Annotated in this window: 13 protein-coding genes; 3 read left to right on the forward strand and 10 right to left on the reverse strand. The window is 67.9% G+C overall.

The genetic code is table 11. The features are described from left to right. The first annotated feature begins 247 nt into the window (after positions 1 to 247). The gene (rmuC, locus tag BLU08_RS00270) at positions 248 to 1,663 is read left to right on the forward strand and encodes a DNA recombination protein RmuC (protein ID WP_090193879.1); all 1,416 of its coding nucleotides are present in this window, start codon (positions 248 to 250) and stop codon (positions 1,661 to 1,663) included. A 273-nt stretch (positions 1,664 to 1,936) separates the two neighbouring features. On the opposite strand, the gene BLU08_RS00275 is transcribed toward rmuC, so the two are convergent. Genes BLU08_RS00275 through BLU08_RS00305 form a run of 7 tightly spaced genes read right to left on the reverse strand, consistent with a single transcriptional unit; the run spans position 1,937 to position 7,499 of the window. Further along, positions 1,937 to 2,737 carry an RNA methyltransferase gene (locus tag BLU08_RS00275; protein WP_090193881.1) on the reverse strand — a complete coding sequence of 267 codons (801 nt, stop codon included), beginning with the start codon at positions 2,735 to 2,737 and terminating at the stop codon, positions 1,937 to 1,939. Between the two features lie 18 nt (positions 2,738 to 2,755). Continuing rightward, positions 2,756 to 3,046 carry an HPr family phosphocarrier protein gene (locus BLU08_RS00280; RefSeq protein WP_090193884.1) on the reverse strand — a complete coding sequence of 97 codons (291 nt, stop codon included), beginning with the start codon at positions 3,044 to 3,046 and terminating at the stop codon, positions 2,756 to 2,758. A gap of 41 nt (positions 3,047 to 3,087) precedes the next feature. Further along, positions 3,088 to 3,525 carry a PTS sugar transporter subunit IIA gene (locus BLU08_RS00285; RefSeq protein ID WP_090193887.1) on the reverse strand — a complete coding sequence of 146 codons (438 nt, stop codon included), beginning with the start codon at positions 3,523 to 3,525 and terminating at the stop codon, positions 3,088 to 3,090. Positions 3,526 to 3,583: 58 nt separating this feature from the next. Beyond that, positions 3,584 to 4,528, reverse strand: coding sequence for an RNase adapter RapZ (gene rapZ / locus BLU08_RS00290; RefSeq protein WP_090193891.1), 945 nt, complete (start codon positions 4,526 to 4,528; stop codon positions 3,584 to 3,586). 55 nt (positions 4,529 to 4,583) lie between these two features. After that, a complete protein-coding gene (locus BLU08_RS00295) occupies positions 4,584 to 5,039 on the reverse strand; it encodes an HPr kinase/phosphorylase (protein WP_233996023.1) in 456 nt (151 codons plus the stop codon). An 8-nt stretch (positions 5,040 to 5,047) separates the two neighbouring features. Next, positions 5,048 to 6,700 carry a HAMP domain-containing sensor histidine kinase gene (locus BLU08_RS00300; RefSeq protein WP_233996024.1) on the reverse strand — a complete coding sequence of 551 codons (1,653 nt, stop codon included), beginning with the start codon at positions 6,698 to 6,700 and terminating at the stop codon, positions 5,048 to 5,050. Further along, entirely contained in the window at positions 6,693 to 7,499 is an 807-nt protein-coding gene (locus BLU08_RS00305; RefSeq protein WP_090193896.1) for a response regulator transcription factor, read from the reverse strand. The genes BLU08_RS00300 and BLU08_RS00305 overlap by 8 nt, the downstream gene beginning before the upstream one ends. Before the next feature lie 350 nt (positions 7,500 to 7,849). On the opposite strand from BLU08_RS00305, the gene BLU08_RS00310 reads away from it, so the two are divergent. Further along, positions 7,850 to 9,457: a phosphoenolpyruvate carboxykinase gene (locus tag BLU08_RS00310; RefSeq protein WP_233996025.1), complete on the forward strand. Its 1,608-nt coding sequence runs from the start codon at positions 7,850 to 7,852 to the stop codon at positions 9,455 to 9,457. A 107-nt stretch (positions 9,458 to 9,564) separates the two neighbouring features. Then, complete coding sequence (locus BLU08_RS00315; protein WP_090193902.1) at positions 9,565 to 9,924, forward strand: hypothetical protein; 360 nt, start codon at positions 9,565 to 9,567, stop codon at positions 9,922 to 9,924. Positions 9,925 to 9,947: 23 nt separating this feature from the next. Here BLU08_RS00315 and BLU08_RS00320 read toward each other — a convergent pair whose 3' ends face one another. From BLU08_RS00320 to BLU08_RS00330, 3 genes are all read right to left on the reverse strand, one after another. Beyond that, complete coding sequence (locus BLU08_RS00320; RefSeq protein WP_090193905.1) at positions 9,948 to 11,645, reverse strand: site-specific DNA-methyltransferase; 1,698 nt, start codon at positions 11,643 to 11,645, stop codon at positions 9,948 to 9,950. Between the two features lie 104 nt (positions 11,646 to 11,749). Further along, positions 11,750 to 13,639 carry a DUF885 family protein gene (locus BLU08_RS00325; RefSeq protein ID WP_090193906.1) on the reverse strand — a complete coding sequence of 630 codons (1,890 nt, stop codon included), beginning with the start codon at positions 13,637 to 13,639 and terminating at the stop codon, positions 11,750 to 11,752. 74 nt (positions 13,640 to 13,713) lie between these two features. Beyond that, positions 13,714 to 14,103, reverse strand: coding sequence for a DUF3597 domain-containing protein (locus BLU08_RS00330; protein WP_090193908.1), 390 nt, complete (start codon positions 14,101 to 14,103; stop codon positions 13,714 to 13,716). Positions 14,104 to 14,142: the final 39 nt, after the last annotated feature.

The following is a 14,142-nucleotide window of genomic DNA, read 5'->3' on the forward strand; positions in this document are numbered from 1 at the left end:
CCAGCCAAATCGAAACCACGCATAAGAGGAGGATGGCATGATTTTGCCCCCTCACGTTTTGCGCTGGTTAAACGGCCTTTGCTATTGGGTGTTACTCTCGTCCGACGGGAGCAACTGCGTGTGCCAATCGGAGTTCGGTTTCGAGACCGAAGCGCAAGCAAAGGCTGATTTTGTTTGGCGGTTTGCCATTCGATAACCAGCAGGGTGGTGGAGCACGCCCATCACCCGACTGGTTAAAGGACGTGTTATGGACCCCACGATTCTCGCACTCGCCGCGCTCTTGGTCGGCGCCATTTTCGGCCTTGTCGTAGGCCATTGGTTCGGTGCGCGCCCGCTTGCCGATCTGCGCGCGCGGCTGGCTTCGCGGGAGGAGGAGTTCAGGCGCGCGGTGGCCGAACTGGGCGAGGCGCAGGTGGAGCTCGCCGGGGCGAAGGAGCGGGCCGGACAGGCCGGCCGGCTGGCCGATGAACTGGACAAGGCCCGCGCCGAAAACGCGACCTACCGGGCGGAACGCGCCGGGTTCGAGGAGCAGAAGCGCCTGCTCGAGGAATCGCGCGAGAAACTGCTCAAGGAATTCGAGAACACAGGGGCAAAGGTGCTGGAGGCCGCGCGCGCGCGGTTCGACAGCGAGGCGACCAAGCGGCTGGGCGAGGCGCAGTCGCAGCACAAGGAGGCGGTCGCCAACCTGCTCAAGCCCGTGAGCGAGCGGCTCGAGAAATACGAACGCCAGGTCGAAACGCTGGAGAAACAGCGCGCCGATGCCTTTTCCAGCCTCAACCGCGAGATCGAGCTGATGCGCGTGTCGCAGGAACAGGTCCGCAAGGAGGCGGAGCGGCTCGGCAATTCGCTCACCAACGCGCCCAAGGCGCGCGGGCGCTGGGGCGAACGGGCGCTGCAGAACGTGCTCGAACAATGCGGCCTGTCGCAGCACACCGATTTCCTGCTCGAACAGTCGATCGACACGGGCGAGGGCCGACTGCGGCCCGACGCGATCGTCCGGGTGCCGGGCGAAAAGAAGCTGGTGATCGACGCCAAGGTGTCCCTCATCCACTACCAGGCCGCGTTCGAGGCGGACGACGATGCGGAGCGCAAGCGCCATCTCGACCGCCACGCGAAGTCGATGCGCGGTCACGTCCAGACGCTCGGGTCCAAGGGCTACCAGAGCCAGTTCGAGGACGCGCCCGACTATGTCGTCATGTTCGTGCCGGGTGAGCATTTCGTCGCCGCCGCGCTCGAACACGATCCGGAATTGTGGGACTTCGCCTTCCACAACAAGGTGCTGCTGGCGACGCCGACCAACCTCGTCGCGATCGCGCGCACGGTCGCGCAGGTCTGGCGGCAGGACAAGATGGCGAATGAGGCGGCGGAGATCGGCCGGATGGGCGCGGAGCTTTACGACCGCCTGCGGGTCGCGGCCGAGCACATGAAGCGGGTGGGCGGCGGGCTCGAAACCGCGGTCAACAACTACAACAAGTTCGTCGGCAGTTTCGAGCGCAACGTGCTGACCTCGGGCCGCCGCATGGCCGAGAAGGGGCTGGAGATCGCCAAGGAGATCGAGGAGGTCCCCCTGGTCGAGGCCGCGCCGCGCTACAATGCCGAGGACGCGAAGGCGGTCGAGGCGGAATATCCCGCGCTCCCGGCGGACCGCGACGCGGCGGAGTAGCCCTGCGTCGCGGCGGCGGCGGCGGCGGGAAGGGCAGGGCTTTCCTACTGCCTGCCGGCCTACTGCCTGCCGGGACGCGATGACGGGCCTTGCTCTTTCCCACCCTCCGCAACCGCCCGATTTTCGGCCGGGACCTGCCCGGCGCGGCAGAAACGCGCCCGTTTCCCATGTTCGTCGCATTGCCGAATTCCGGGCCATGACCCTGAATTCAAACAGGAAATCCGCCCTGAAACAAGTTTACACGGTGTAACCTTTGTCACCTTTTCTGGCCGCTCACCCCTCCAGCGCCGCCAGCGCCTCGTAGGCCAGAACCGCGCCCGCCACCGCGGCGTTGAGCGAATCCGCCCGGCCGCGCATCGGCATGGTCACGCGCAGGTCGCATTCGGCTTCGTAGTCCTCGGGCAGGCCGCGCGATTCGTTGCCGACGAGGAGGAAGCACGGGCTGCGGTAGTCCGCGCCGCGATAGGGCACGGCCTCGCGCAGCGACGCGGCGACGAGCTGGCCTTCGCCTGCCCGCAGCCAGCCGATGAATTCCTCCCACGAAGCCCGCGCCACCTGCTGCGTGAATACCGCCCCCATGCTCGCCCGCACCGCCTCCGCGCTGAAGGGATCCGCGCAGTCGCCCACCAGGATCAGCCCGCCCGCGCCGACCGCATCGCCCGTCCGCAGCATCGTGCCGAGATTGCCCGGGTCGCGCAGCTCCTGCGCCACCAGCCAGATCGGCGCGACGCTGCGCTCGAGCCGGTCGAGCCGCGTGTCCCATTCGGCGAAGACGCCCGCCACGCCCTGCGGATTGGCCTTGCCCGTGATCTTCGAAAGGATGTCGGGCGTGGTCGTCACGATCTCTCCGCCCGCCGCTTCGACCTCCCGTTCGAGCCGGGCGAGCAGTTCGTGCGGCTCGCGCTCCTCGGCCATGACGAGCAGGCGCGGCACCCTGCCGCTCGAGCGCGCATCCTCGAGCAGGCGCAGCCCCTCGACCAGGAACTCGCCCGCGCGGCGGCGGTGCTTGCGGTCGCGCAGGCTGCGCAGGTGCTTGACCGTGGGATTGGAAAAACCGGTGATGTGGCGTCGCATGGTGGGATCCGCGGCCGGTCAGTCCTCGCCGAAGCCGCTTTCCACCAGCGCGGCGAGGTCTTCCATCACGCGCTCCGCCTCCTCGCCCGCGACGATCAGTTCGACCGTGTCGCCTTTCGCCGCGCCGAGCATCATCAGGCCGAGGATCGAGCCCCCGGCGGCGCTGTTGCCGTCCTTGGCGACGCGCACCTCCACCCCGTCGGGCAGCGCGTTCACCGCCCCGACGAAGCGCGCGCTCGCCCGGGCGTGGAGGCCGCGGCGATTGACGATCGTCATCGTGCGGCGGATTTCGGTCCGGTTCTCGTTCATCCTGCGGCCCTCTCCCTGGCCTCGTTCAAGCCTGCGCGCCGCTAGCCCGAGCCTCCGCTCGCCTTGCGCGGGGTGCGCGAATCGTCGCCGAGCAGCTCGCTCGCCACGGTGATGTAGGTCCGCCCGGCGCTCTGCGCGGCCTCGACCGCCTCGACCACGCCCATCGTCTTGCGCGCTCCGGCGAGGCGGATCAGCATCGGCAGGTTGATCCCCGCGATCACCTCGACCCGGCCCGCATCGAGCAGCGAGATCGCGAGGTTCGAGGGCGTCCCGCCGAACAGGTCGGTGAGGATGATGACGCCCGCCCCCGCATCGACGCCGGTGATCGCCTGCGCGATTTCGGCCCGGCGCTGTTCCATGTCGTCATTCGGGCCGATGCAGACCGTGACGATCCCGTCCTGCCGGCCGACGACGTGCTCCATCGCCTCGACGAACTGGTCGGCAAGGCGGCCGTGGGTGACCAGTATCAGACCAATCATGCGGGATAAGAATCCGTGTTTGCGGGCGCCTGGCGCGCCTCGTTTGAGAGGTGGACCGTCATTTCGACCCCGCCTGGCGGCGTTCCAGTTCGTCCGTCGTGCGCGAGCCGAGATTTCGGTGGCGTACAGTGGGCGAAAATCCGTGGCTACGCAAGGCCCGCGCCATCGCCTCGGCGGTGTAGACCGAGCGGTGTCTTCCCCCGGTACAGCCGAAAGCGACGTGGACATAGGACTTGCCCTGCGCGCGGTAGCGCGGGAGCAGGGTGAGCAGGAGGTCGCGGATGCGCGCGAAGGCGTCGGCGAAGGCGGGATCCCGTTCGATGTGCGCGCCTACGGGTGCGTCGCACCCGGTCAGTTCGCGCAGGCCGGGGACCCAGTGCGGGTTGTCGAGGAAGCGCATGTCGAACACGAGGTCGGCGAGCGGCGGCATCCCGCGCGCGAAGCCGAAGCTCGAGATGGTGAGCGTCGTCTCGTCCGCGCCGTCATCGCCGAACAGCTCGCGCACGCGGCCCTGCAGGTCGTTCGAGGAGAGCGCGGTCGTATCGATCACGATGTCCGCCCAGCGCCGCAGCGGCTCGAGCAGTTCGCGGTCGGCCGCGATCCCGTCGAGCACGGGGCGGCCCTGCGCCATCGGGTGGCGGCGGCGCGTCTCGTTGTAGCGCCGCTCGAGCTCGACATCGGCGCAGTCGATGAACATGAAGCTGGTCGAAAGATCGCCGCGTTCCGAAAGGTCCTTGGCCAGCGCGATGACGTCGGCCGGGACGAAGCCGCGCGTGCGCGAATCGAAACCGATCGCGAGCCGGCCCGGCTCCTCCCCCGGTCGGGCGACGAGGCGTTTGAGCATCCGCACCGGGAAATTGTCGATCGTCTCCCAGCCGAGGTCTTCCAGCACGTCGAGCGCGGTCGACTTGCCCGCGCCCGAAAGCCCGGTGACGAGCAGCAGGCGCTGCGGCGCGTCGGCACCTTCGGCCCGGCCGGGTTCCTGTTCGCTGGGGCTGGTCATCGCGCGCCTTTTCGCTCCGCCGCGGCGCGATGGGAAGCGCCTTTTTCGCGCGCCCTCATGCGGGCGGGGCAAGACCATGGATCCGCAGCGCCCATTCCGCCCTTGCCGCGGGCGCGACCGTGCCGGGGTCGAAGGCGAGCACGGGGATCTCGCAGCCGAAAAGGGTGCGACGTGCGGCGCGTTCGGGCAGGCGTTCGGGCGGCGCGTCGTCCGGCGCAGGCAGGGTGAGGATCAGCGCGACCGGGCAGGGCGGCGCGGGTTCCACCCTGACAATGCCGATCCCGCGCAGTTCGATCAGCCCGGCGATATGCGGCGGCGGCGCGGCAACGAGCGTACCGTCCCTGCGGCGCGTAAGGGTGACGCCGTCATCCCCGATCAGCCCCGCTCCGCGGTCGATCAGGGCGAGCGCGAGGCTCGACTTGCCGCTCCCGGGCGCGCCCTCGATCAGCAGCGCGCGCCCGGCGATCGCGACCGCGCTCGCCTGCAGCACCATGCCCGGCTGTTCGGCCATGCGGGGGATCAGGCGGCGGGCAGGCGCAGGCGCAGGCACGCGCCGCCCCGGCCGTCCGGGCGGGCCTCGGCGCGCAGCGTGCCGTCATGCGCCTCCGCGATGGTGCGCGCGATGGCGAGGCCGAGGCCGGAATGGTTTCCGAAATCCTCCTGCTCGGGCCGGACCGAGTGGAAGCGCTGGAACACCTTGTCGCGCGCGTCCTCGGGGATGCCGGGGCCGTAGTCGCACACGGTCAGGGTGACCCATTCGCCGTCATTGTCGATCCCGACCTCGATCGGCGCGTCGGGCGGCGAAAAGGAGACGGCGTTGTCGAGCAGGTTTTCGACCACCCGTTCGAGCCGCGCGCACACGCCCGCGACGATCGGCGCGAATCCGTGCGCGACGAGCTCGATCCGGCGGCCCTCGTTTTCGGAGCGGTGTTCGCGGCTGCCGATGATCGCGCGCACGAGATCGGCCAGGTCGATGCGTTCGAGCGTGGCGCGGCTCATCTCGGCGTCGATCCGGCTTGCGTCCGAGATTTCCGAGACGAGCCGGTCGATCCGGCGCACGTCGTGGGTGGCGATCTGTTCGAGCTCGCGGCGCAGCCCGGGGTCATCGACGCGGTGCAGCGATTCGATCGCGCTGCGCAGGGACGCGAGCGGGTTCTTGATCTCGTGCGCGACATCGGCGGCGAAGCTGTCGACCGCGTCGATCCGGTGCCGCAATGCGCCCGTCATGTCCGAGACCGCGCGGGCGAGCAGGCCGATCTCGTCGCGCCTTTCGGGCAGGCGCGGGACCTCGACCTCGCGCTCGCGCCCGGCGCGCACGCGCATCGCGGCCTTGGCGAGCTGGCGCAGCGGGGTGACGATGGTGCGGGCGAGGAACAGCGAGAGCAGGATCGAGGCGGCGAGCACGCACAGCACCGCGATGCCCAGCGTCGAGCGTGCGGCGCGCACGCTCTCGGTGATGTCGACCGCGTTGCGAACCGTCAGCAGGGTGGCTCCGTTGAGGCCGACCGGCGCGGCCGCGGTGATGACCGGCGTCCCGTCGCGCCAGTCGTAGAGGCGCACCTGGCTCACCCCTTCCTCGCGCGCCTGGGCGAGCTCGGGCCAGGCATCGGCCTCCTGCGCTTCGGGCTCGACATAGTCCTGCACCGGCTCGGCCGCGACGATCGTGTCCACCGTCCGGTCGAGCCAGCGCGCGAATTGCTGGTCCCAGCTGTCGTCGGTGATGTCGTTGAACTGGAAGGCGGGCTCGGCCAGCGCGAAACTGTCGGCCCACAATCGCCCCTCGGCGTCGAACATCCGCAGGCGCATGCGCTGTTCCTTGCCGATCTGGACAAGCAGCGCTTCCTGCCGCTCGCGCGTCGCCCCGGCGAGCGCCTCGGCGGTGATCTGGGCCTCGATCCGCGCCATCTTGAAGCGTTCGTTGATGAGCTGCGTGCGGTAGCCGTCGAGGTAGAACAGCCCGCCGCCCAGCAGCACCAGCGGCAGGATGTTGACCACGAGGATGCGCGCGGTCAGCGCGAAACGGCCGGTTGTCGTGAACTGTTCGCCGACGCGCACGCTCGCCGCGCTCTCGCCCGCGCCGCGCCGCGCGCCCGGGGGCAGGCGGCCAAGCACCCGCGCGGGCGAGGTCATGCGGGTGGCCGCCCTGTGGTCGGACCGGCGGCGGTCAGACATCATTGAAGCTGTAGCCCGCGCCATAGAGCGTCTCGATCGCGCCGAATTCGGGATCGACGCTGCGGAACTTGCGCCGCATCCGTTTTATGTGGCTGTCGACCGTGCGGTCGTCGACGAAGACGTCGTCGGGATAGGCCGCGTCCATCAACTGGTTGCGGCTCTTGATGACGCCGGGCCGCGCGGCGAGCGCCTCGAGGATGAGGAACTCGGTCACGGTCAGGCTGACCGGGCGCTGGTCCCAGGTGACGTGGTGGCGCGCGGGATCCATGAACAGCCGCCCGCGCGCGATGATCGGATGTCCGGGCTCCGCCTCGCCGCCTTCGCCCCGGCCGCCACGGGCCGGTTCGGCGCGCCTGAGGATCGCCCTGATCCGCGCGATCAGCAGGCGCTGGCTGAAGGGCTTGGAAATGTAGTCGTCCGCGCCCAGTTCGAGCCCCGCCTCCTCGTCGCCCTCGTCGTCCTTGCTGGTGAGGAAGATCACCGGCAGCGCCGAATGTTCGCGCACGCGCCGGAGCAGTTCCATCCCGTCCATCTTGGGCATCTTGATGTCGAACACGGCGAGGTCGGGCGGATTGTCCACCAGCGCCTTCAGCGCCGTCTCGCCGTCGGAATAGAGCCGGGTGACGAAGCCTTCGGCCTGGAGCGCGATCGAGACCGTGGTGAGGATGTTGCGATCATCGTCGACCAGCGCGATCGCCGCGCCGCTGCGCGGGGCGGCAGCCGTCCCGACTTCGCCGGCGTCGGCGGGGCGCGGGGTGCCGGCCGGGCTGTGGCCGACCTCGTCATGGCTGCTCGACATCGGGTCCTTCCTTTCGAGCCCGCGCGGCCCCGGCTGGCGAGCGCCGTCACGGGCTCTCGCAGGGCTGCTCGGCGGGCATCGGGCCTTTGCCTGATTAGCGCGGGCGCCCGGCCAAGACAACGCCGCCGGGCGGGCGCACCGTGCGGCGCGGCGCTTTGCGCGGCCCGCCGGGCGGGCCGGCGCAGCCCGGTTTGACGGAGCGGCGAGGCGCCCCTATGCCGAATGGCGCAAGGGGGGCCGGACCGCACCGAGTCGCTTCGCCGTCGCGGAGAGCGAGGGGCGCCTGCCGGTCCTCATGCCATGCAAGGACCCGTCCGCACCAGCGCGTTCCCGTTCAGGAGACCCAGAAGTTGACCCCGCTCGCTTTTCCGCTTGCCGGCCAGGGCATCGAAACCTCGGCCGAAATCCGTCCCAACCTCGGCACTCCTGAACTCGTCGAAGCGGCGATTGCTTCGGGCGAGGGTTCGCTTTCGAAGCACGGGGCGCTGGTCGTCAGGACCGGCGCGCATACCGGGCGCAGCGCGAAGGACAAGTTCATCGTCCGCGATGCCGAAACTGCCGACAGCGTGTGGTGGGGCAAGGTCAACGTCCCGATGACGCCCGAACATTTCGCCGCGCTCAAGGCCGATTTCATGGCTGCGCTGGCCGGGAAGGAACGGCTTTACGTCGCCGACCTGTTCGGCGGCTCGCAGCCCGAACACCGCGTCAACGTGCGCGTCGTCAACGAGCTTGCCTGGCACAACCTGTTCATCCGCACCCTGCTGGTGCGCCCCACGCGCGAGGAACTGGCCGGGTTCGAACCCGAATACACGATCATCGACCTGCCCAGTTTCCGCGCGGACCCGGAACGGCACGGCACCCGCAGCGAGACCGTGATCGCGGTCAATTTCTCCGAGAAGCTGATCCTCATCGGCGGCACGAAATACGCGGGCGAGATGAAGAAGAGCGTCTTCGGCATCCTCAACTACCTGCTCCCGGCGAGCGGCGTGATGCCGATGCACTGTTCGGCCAACATCTCCGCCGACGGCAGGACCAGCGTGTTCTTCGGCCTGTCGGGCACGGGCAAGACCACGCTTTCGGCGGATGCCAGCCGCACCCTTATCGGCGACGACGAACATGGCTGGTCGGACACCGCGGTGTTCAATTTCGAAGGCGGCTGCTACGCCAAGATGATCCGCCTTTCCGAAGAGGCCGAGCCGGAAATCTACGCCACCACCCGCCGTTTCGGCACCGTGCTCGAAAACGTGGTGATGGACCCCGACACGCGCGAGCTCGATTTCGACGACAACTCGCTCGCCGAGAACACGCGCGGGGCCTATCCGATCGATTTCATCCCGAACACCAGCAAGGACAATCTCGGCCCGGTGCCGTCGAACGTCGTGATGCTGACCGCCGATGCCTTCGGCGTGCTGCCTCCGATCGCGCGGCTGACGCCCGAACAGGCGATGTATCACTTCCTGTCGGGCTACACCGCCAAGGTCGCCGGGACCGAGATCGGCGTGACCGAGCCCGAGGCGACCTTTTCGACCTGTTTCGGTGCGCCGTTCATGCCGCGCCATCCGAGCGTCTACGGCAACCTGTTGAAGGAGCGCATCGCCAAGGGTTCGGTGCAGTGCTGGCTGATCAACACCGGCTGGACCGGCGGCAAGTACGGCGTGGGCAAGCGGATGCCGATCAAGGCGACCCGCGCGCTGCTCAACGCGGCGCTCGACGGGGATCTCGAACACGTCGAGTTCCGGCAGGATCCCAATTTCGGCTTCGACGTGCCGATCTCGGTCCCGGCCCTGTCCGAGGCGGGGATCGAGCAGTCGATCCTCGACCCGCGCAGCACCTGGGCGGACAAGGCCGACTACGACGCGACCGCGGCGAAGCTGGTGCGGCTCTTCATCGACAATTTCGCCGAGTTCGAGGCCCACGTCGACGAAGGCGTGCGCCAGGCGGCTCCGGCCGCGGCCTGACCCGCTGCGCCCACCGCCCGCGCGGCGCGGGGCGTCTTTGCGCGGTCATCGAAGCGTGCCATCATCTCCCCCGCGAATCCCGCGAGGGACTTGAGGGGAGGACAGGTATGAGCGTGCTTGACGGTATCCTGAAGAACATCACCGGTGCGCCCGACGACGTGGCGAACCTGGCGAGCAAGGTCGGGATCGACCCCGCGCTCGCGGAAAAGGCGATCGCGGTGCTCGGCCAGACCCACCAGATGGATGGCGACACGGTCGAACTGGCCTCGGCGCGGACCGGGCTCGACACCGGCGTCCTGTCGCAGATCGTCGCGGCGGTCGGGGGCGAAGGCTCGCTTTCCGAATTCGCCCGCATGGTGCAGGAAGACCCGTCCTCGCTCGTCGACCTGCTCGATTTCGACGGCGACGGCAGTCCGATGGACGACATCGCCGGCCTCGCCAAGGGTCTGTTCGGCGGGAAGGGCTGAGGCGGAGCGCGCAGGCCGACCGATCAGAGCAGCTTGCCCTGTTCGGTCCTGTCCTCGCGCCTGGCCTTTTTCTGGCCGGACGTATCGACCCACGGAATATCGGGCCGCCTGTTCTGGAACAGTTCGGCCAGCGTCAGGATTTGCAGGCGCGGATGGGTGCGCCCGGTATATTCGTTTTCCCACACGCCGACCGCTGCCGCGTCGCGTTCCATCGCGCGGGTCGGCGGCTGGGCGGTCAGGAACACGCCGAGCGGGGCGTTCTCGCGGTCCATGACCTGCGCCAGTCGGCCGATATCCTTGACGCCGACCGCGCCGCCCTTGACCTCGACGATGGCCTTTTCGGTCTTTTTGCCGTCGGGCTTGAAATAGATGATGCCGTCGATGCCGCCATCCGCGCCCTTGCGCCCGCCTTTCCATGGCACGGCTTCGATGATGGAAAGCGCCCATAGCTCGAACTGGTGCTTGTCGCGGCGGGCGAGGTCCTGCGCGGCGGCGAGCGATTGCGGGCGGCCCTTCACCTCGAATTCGAGGCCGGGGAAGGCTTCGTTCATGCGCTTTTCGATGAGGCCGATGGCGAGGTGGGTCACGTCGATCCCGATCCACTTGCGGCCCAGCTTCTCGGCGGCGTGAACGGCGGTGCCGCAGCCGCAGAAGGGATCGAGCACTACGTCGCCCTCGTTTGAGGAGGCTTCGATAATCCTAGAAAGCAGCCCCACGGGCTTCTGCGTCGGATAAGGCATTTTCTCGCCCCCCGCATCGAGCCACTTCACATCTTCGTCGATTCCCTCGTCAGTGCCAACGAGGCAGCCTTTTGTCCCCGGCTGATAGGCCCAGATATCTTGGAATAAAGTGCCGTCTGCTGTGTCCAAATACTGCTTGTATCTGGGCAATGCGCCTGCACTCTTGGGATGCAAGATGAGTCCCTTCTCATCGAGTGCATCCAAGATCGCTGTAAGGGGCAAGCCCGATGGAACCTCGTCTCCAAGCTTTTTCGGAATTGCCCAATGCCTCCCTCGCGGAGTTGGGTCGTATCCACGCCATGGCTTGCCGCTATCGCCAGTGCGCGTCCCTGCACCGGTAAGAACATTCGATTGATACCGACCGCGCTCGTCTACAGACGGAAAGGATTTTTCTACGTAAGCGCGTGACTGCGGCCTCCGTCCGGGATGAAAAGTGAAATCACTCGACTTCGAGTAGAAGAGAATGGTGTCGTGGATAGGGCCAAATTGGCGGCTCAGCTTGTTGTGGGCATTTGTTCGCCGCCAAATTATCTCATTTCTGAAATTGACTGGCCCAAACACCCCATCCAGCAGCAGCTTGAGGTAGTGGCTCGCAGTCGGATCGCAGTGCAGATAGAGCGAACCCGTCGGCTTCAGCACCCGGTGCAATTCGATCAGCCGCACCGCCATCATGGCGAGATAGGCCATCATGTCGTTCTCGCCGAGAAACCCGCGCATCGCCCGCAGCAATTCGAAGGCATCGGAATTGCCGCTTTTCATCACCTCGTCGAAAGCGGCCTCTGCCGTGTCGTTCCAGTGCCACGTATCCTCGAACGCCTCGATCTGGGCGTCGGATTGCTGGCCTTCCGGCGACTTGAAAAGGATGTTGTAATTGGCGTTCGAATTGAACGGCGGATCGAGATAGATGAGGTCCACGCTCTCATCTGCGATGTGTTCGCGCAGCACATCGAAATTGTTGCCGTAATAGAGCGTGTTGGTCATCGCGTCCCCCTGACCTGTCGCCCGCAAACAGCAGCAAGCGCGCGCCGGGGTCAAGCCGGCATTGGCGAATCGGGGGGATGCCTCGCCCCGCCCGCAAGAACCCCTTACCCGCGCGCGCCCGCGATATAGCGGCTGACGGTGTTCTCGACCACGTTCAGCGGCGCGTTCCCGCCCATGATGACGGCGGTGTTGAACGCCTTCATGTCATAGGCACCGCCCAGTTCCCGCTGCGCCCGCGCGCGCTGGCGGACGATCTCGGAATGGCCGACCTTGTAGCCGCAGGCCTGCCCCGGCCAGCTGCAATAGCGATCGACTTCGGAGGCGACTTCCTCGGGCTTCGACCCGTTCTCCTCGACGAAGAAGCGGCGGCCTTCCTCGCGGGTCCAGCGCTTGGCGTGGAGGCCCGTGTCCACCACCAGCCGGCACGCGCGGAAGGCGAGGCTTTGCAGGTAGCCCAATCGCCCGACCTTGAAATCGTCGTAGGCGCCCAGTTCGTCCGCGAGCTGTTCGCCGTAGAGCGCCCAGCCTTCGGAAAAGGCATTGAAGGCGAGGATCGATCGGATCAGCGGCAGGCGGTTCGAGAATTCGCCCTCCCACACGTGGCCGGGGATCGTCTCGTGGAAGGTGAGGTCGGCCAGGTCGTACTTGCGGTGAAGGTCGGTGGTGCGAAGGTTGATCCACATCCGGCTGGGGATGGTCCCGTCCTTGCTGCCCGCCCCGCCATAGGCCCCCGGCGCGCCCGGTTCCTCGGCCAGCGGCAGGCGGCGCACTTCGAGGTTGGGATCGACCAGTTGCGTGAAGGCGCGCGGCATCTGCGCGGTGATCCAGTCGATCCTCTCGCGGATGAAGGCCATGATCTCGGCCCGCCCCGGATCGCCCGGCGCGAACTGGTAGCGCGGATCCTGCGAAAGCGCCTGCATCCGCTCCCCGACCGAACCCTTGGTGTAGCCGATCTCGCGCAGGATCGGGTCCATCTTCCCGTGCAGTTCGGCCAGCTCCTCGCGGCCCTGGCGGTGGATCTCGTCCGGCGAGAGGTTCGTGGTGGTCGAGGCGCGGATCGCCCAGTCGTACCATTCCTCGCCCCGCGGGCGCGCCCACATCCCGGCATCCGAAGTCGCGGCGGCGCGCTGGGCCTTCAGCTCCTCGAGCTGGCGGGCGAGCGCGGGGGCGATGTCGAGCCGGGTGATTTCGCGCGCCATCTCCACCTGTTCGTCGAAGGAGCCTTCGCTTACGTTCTTCGTGATGCCTTCGGCCAGCGGGTCGGCATAGGCAGCGCCATCGGCCGCCGCGGCGATGCTCGCTTCCATCTGGGCGATCGCCTTGTCGAGCAGGAAGTCGGGCGGCACCACGCCGAGCCCGCGCGCCTCGCGCATCCGTTCGCGCTCGGCATCGAGGATGGCGGGCACCTGGGACAGGCGGTTGAGGTAGAAATGGACGTCCGAATCCGATCGCACCGGCTGGGTCGAGCCGAAGAAGCGCGGGTAGTCGATATATCCGCCAACGTTCTGGATCACGACATAGGGCGCGTTGCGCCACGAGCCGACCGCGACCTCGCCATAGGGCAGGGCCATGCCTTCCAATGCGCTGGCGAAGGCGGTTTCGACCACTTCGAAGCCGATCCGCTGGTCGGCGGTCAGCCCCTCGCGCGGATAGGCGCGCGCCTCCTCGAGCAGGCGGGCGAGCGTCGCGGCATAGGCCTCGCGCCCCTCCGCGCCGGGCGTGCCGAAGGTCCCGCGCCAATCGGCCCGCTCGCCGGTGTCGACGCCGAGCCCGGTAGCCCGCGCCGGTTCGTGTTCGAGCATCGCATAGGCGATCCGGTCGAGCATCCGGTCCGGCCCGAGCGAGGCGGGCGGCGCCTCGGTCAGGGCGGGCTCGGACATCCGCGCGGCGCAGCCGGGCAGCAGCGCGAGCGCGGAGGCGCCGCCGAACCCGGCGAGGATCTGGCGGCGGCTGACGGGACGGGCCGCGATGGCGGCGGGGCTGCGCTCTCTCATGGGGGCGAGGTGTTAATGCCCGCCCGCACGGTGTCAATCGCGCCGCCCGGATCGCGCGCGACGCAGGGAGCGCGTCAGTCCCTGAGATCGTCGGGGACGCGGCCGCCCGCTTCGGCAAGCCTGGTCATCACCGCCTTGTGGAGCGCGATGTTCTCTTCCGCCTCGCCCGAATAATCGTTCATCCCCATTTCGGCGGCGAGTTGTTTGCGATTGGCATAGCTCGCATCGAGGCCGATCAGTTTCATCAGGTCGACGATCGAGGTCCGCCAGTTGAGCCGGTCCGCGCCGTCCATCGAATCGAGCTTGAAGGCGACATCGACTTCGCTCATCGGGGCGGGCCTGACCGGCGCGGGCGCGGCGGCGGGTTTTGCCGCGGGGCTTGCCGGTTCCTGCGGTTTGTCCTGCGCCTCGTCTTCCTCGTCGGAACCCCAGATCGCATTCTTGATCGAACTGAAAATACCCATATGACCCTCCTCGTCCGGCGACCCCGCCTCGGGGTTTAG

Origin of the sequence: Erythrobacter sp. HL-111 (assembly GCF_900105095.1) — a bacterium.
Lineage (GTDB): Bacteria > Pseudomonadota > Alphaproteobacteria > Sphingomonadales > Sphingomonadaceae > Erythrobacter.

Bases quoted from the DNA above. Each gene is read 5' to 3' on its own strand.
- BLU08_RS00330 (WP_090193908.1), bottom strand. From the start codon at position 14,103: ATGGGTATTTTCAGTTCGATCAAGAATGCGATCTGGGGTTCCGACGAG.
- BLU08_RS00280 (WP_090193884.1), bottom strand. From the start codon at position 3,046: ATGAACGAGAACCGGACCGAAATCCGCCGCACGATGACGATCGTCAAT.
- BLU08_RS00275 (WP_090193881.1), bottom strand. From the start codon at position 2,737: ATGCGACGCCACATCACCGGTTTTTCCAATCCCACGGTCAAGCACCTG.
- BLU08_RS00295 (WP_233996023.1), bottom strand. From the start codon at position 5,039: ATGGCCGAACAGCCGGGCATGGTGCTGCAGGCGAGCGCGGTCGCGATC.
- BLU08_RS00300 (WP_233996024.1), bottom strand. From the start codon at position 6,700: ATGTCTGACCGCCGCCGGTCCGACCACAGGGCGGCCACCCGCATGACC.
- BLU08_RS00325 (WP_090193906.1), bottom strand. From the start codon at position 13,639: ATGAGAGAGCGCAGCCCCGCCGCCATCGCGGCCCGTCCCGTCAGCCGC.
- rapZ (WP_090193891.1), bottom strand. From the start codon at position 4,528: ATGACCAGCCCCAGCGAACAGGAACCCGGCCGGGCCGAAGGTGCCGAC.
- rmuC (WP_090193879.1), top strand. From the start codon at position 248: ATGGACCCCACGATTCTCGCACTCGCCGCGCTCTTGGTCGGCGCCATT.
- BLU08_RS00305 (WP_090193896.1), bottom strand. From the start codon at position 7,499: ATGTCGAGCAGCCATGACGAGGTCGGCCACAGCCCGGCCGGCACCCCG.
- BLU08_RS00320 (WP_090193905.1), bottom strand. From the start codon at position 11,645: ATGACCAACACGCTCTATTACGGCAACAATTTCGATGTGCTGCGCGAA.
- BLU08_RS00315 (WP_090193902.1), top strand. From the start codon at position 9,565: ATGAGCGTGCTTGACGGTATCCTGAAGAACATCACCGGTGCGCCCGAC.
- BLU08_RS00285 (WP_090193887.1), bottom strand. From the start codon at position 3,525: ATGATTGGTCTGATACTGGTCACCCACGGCCGCCTTGCCGACCAGTTC.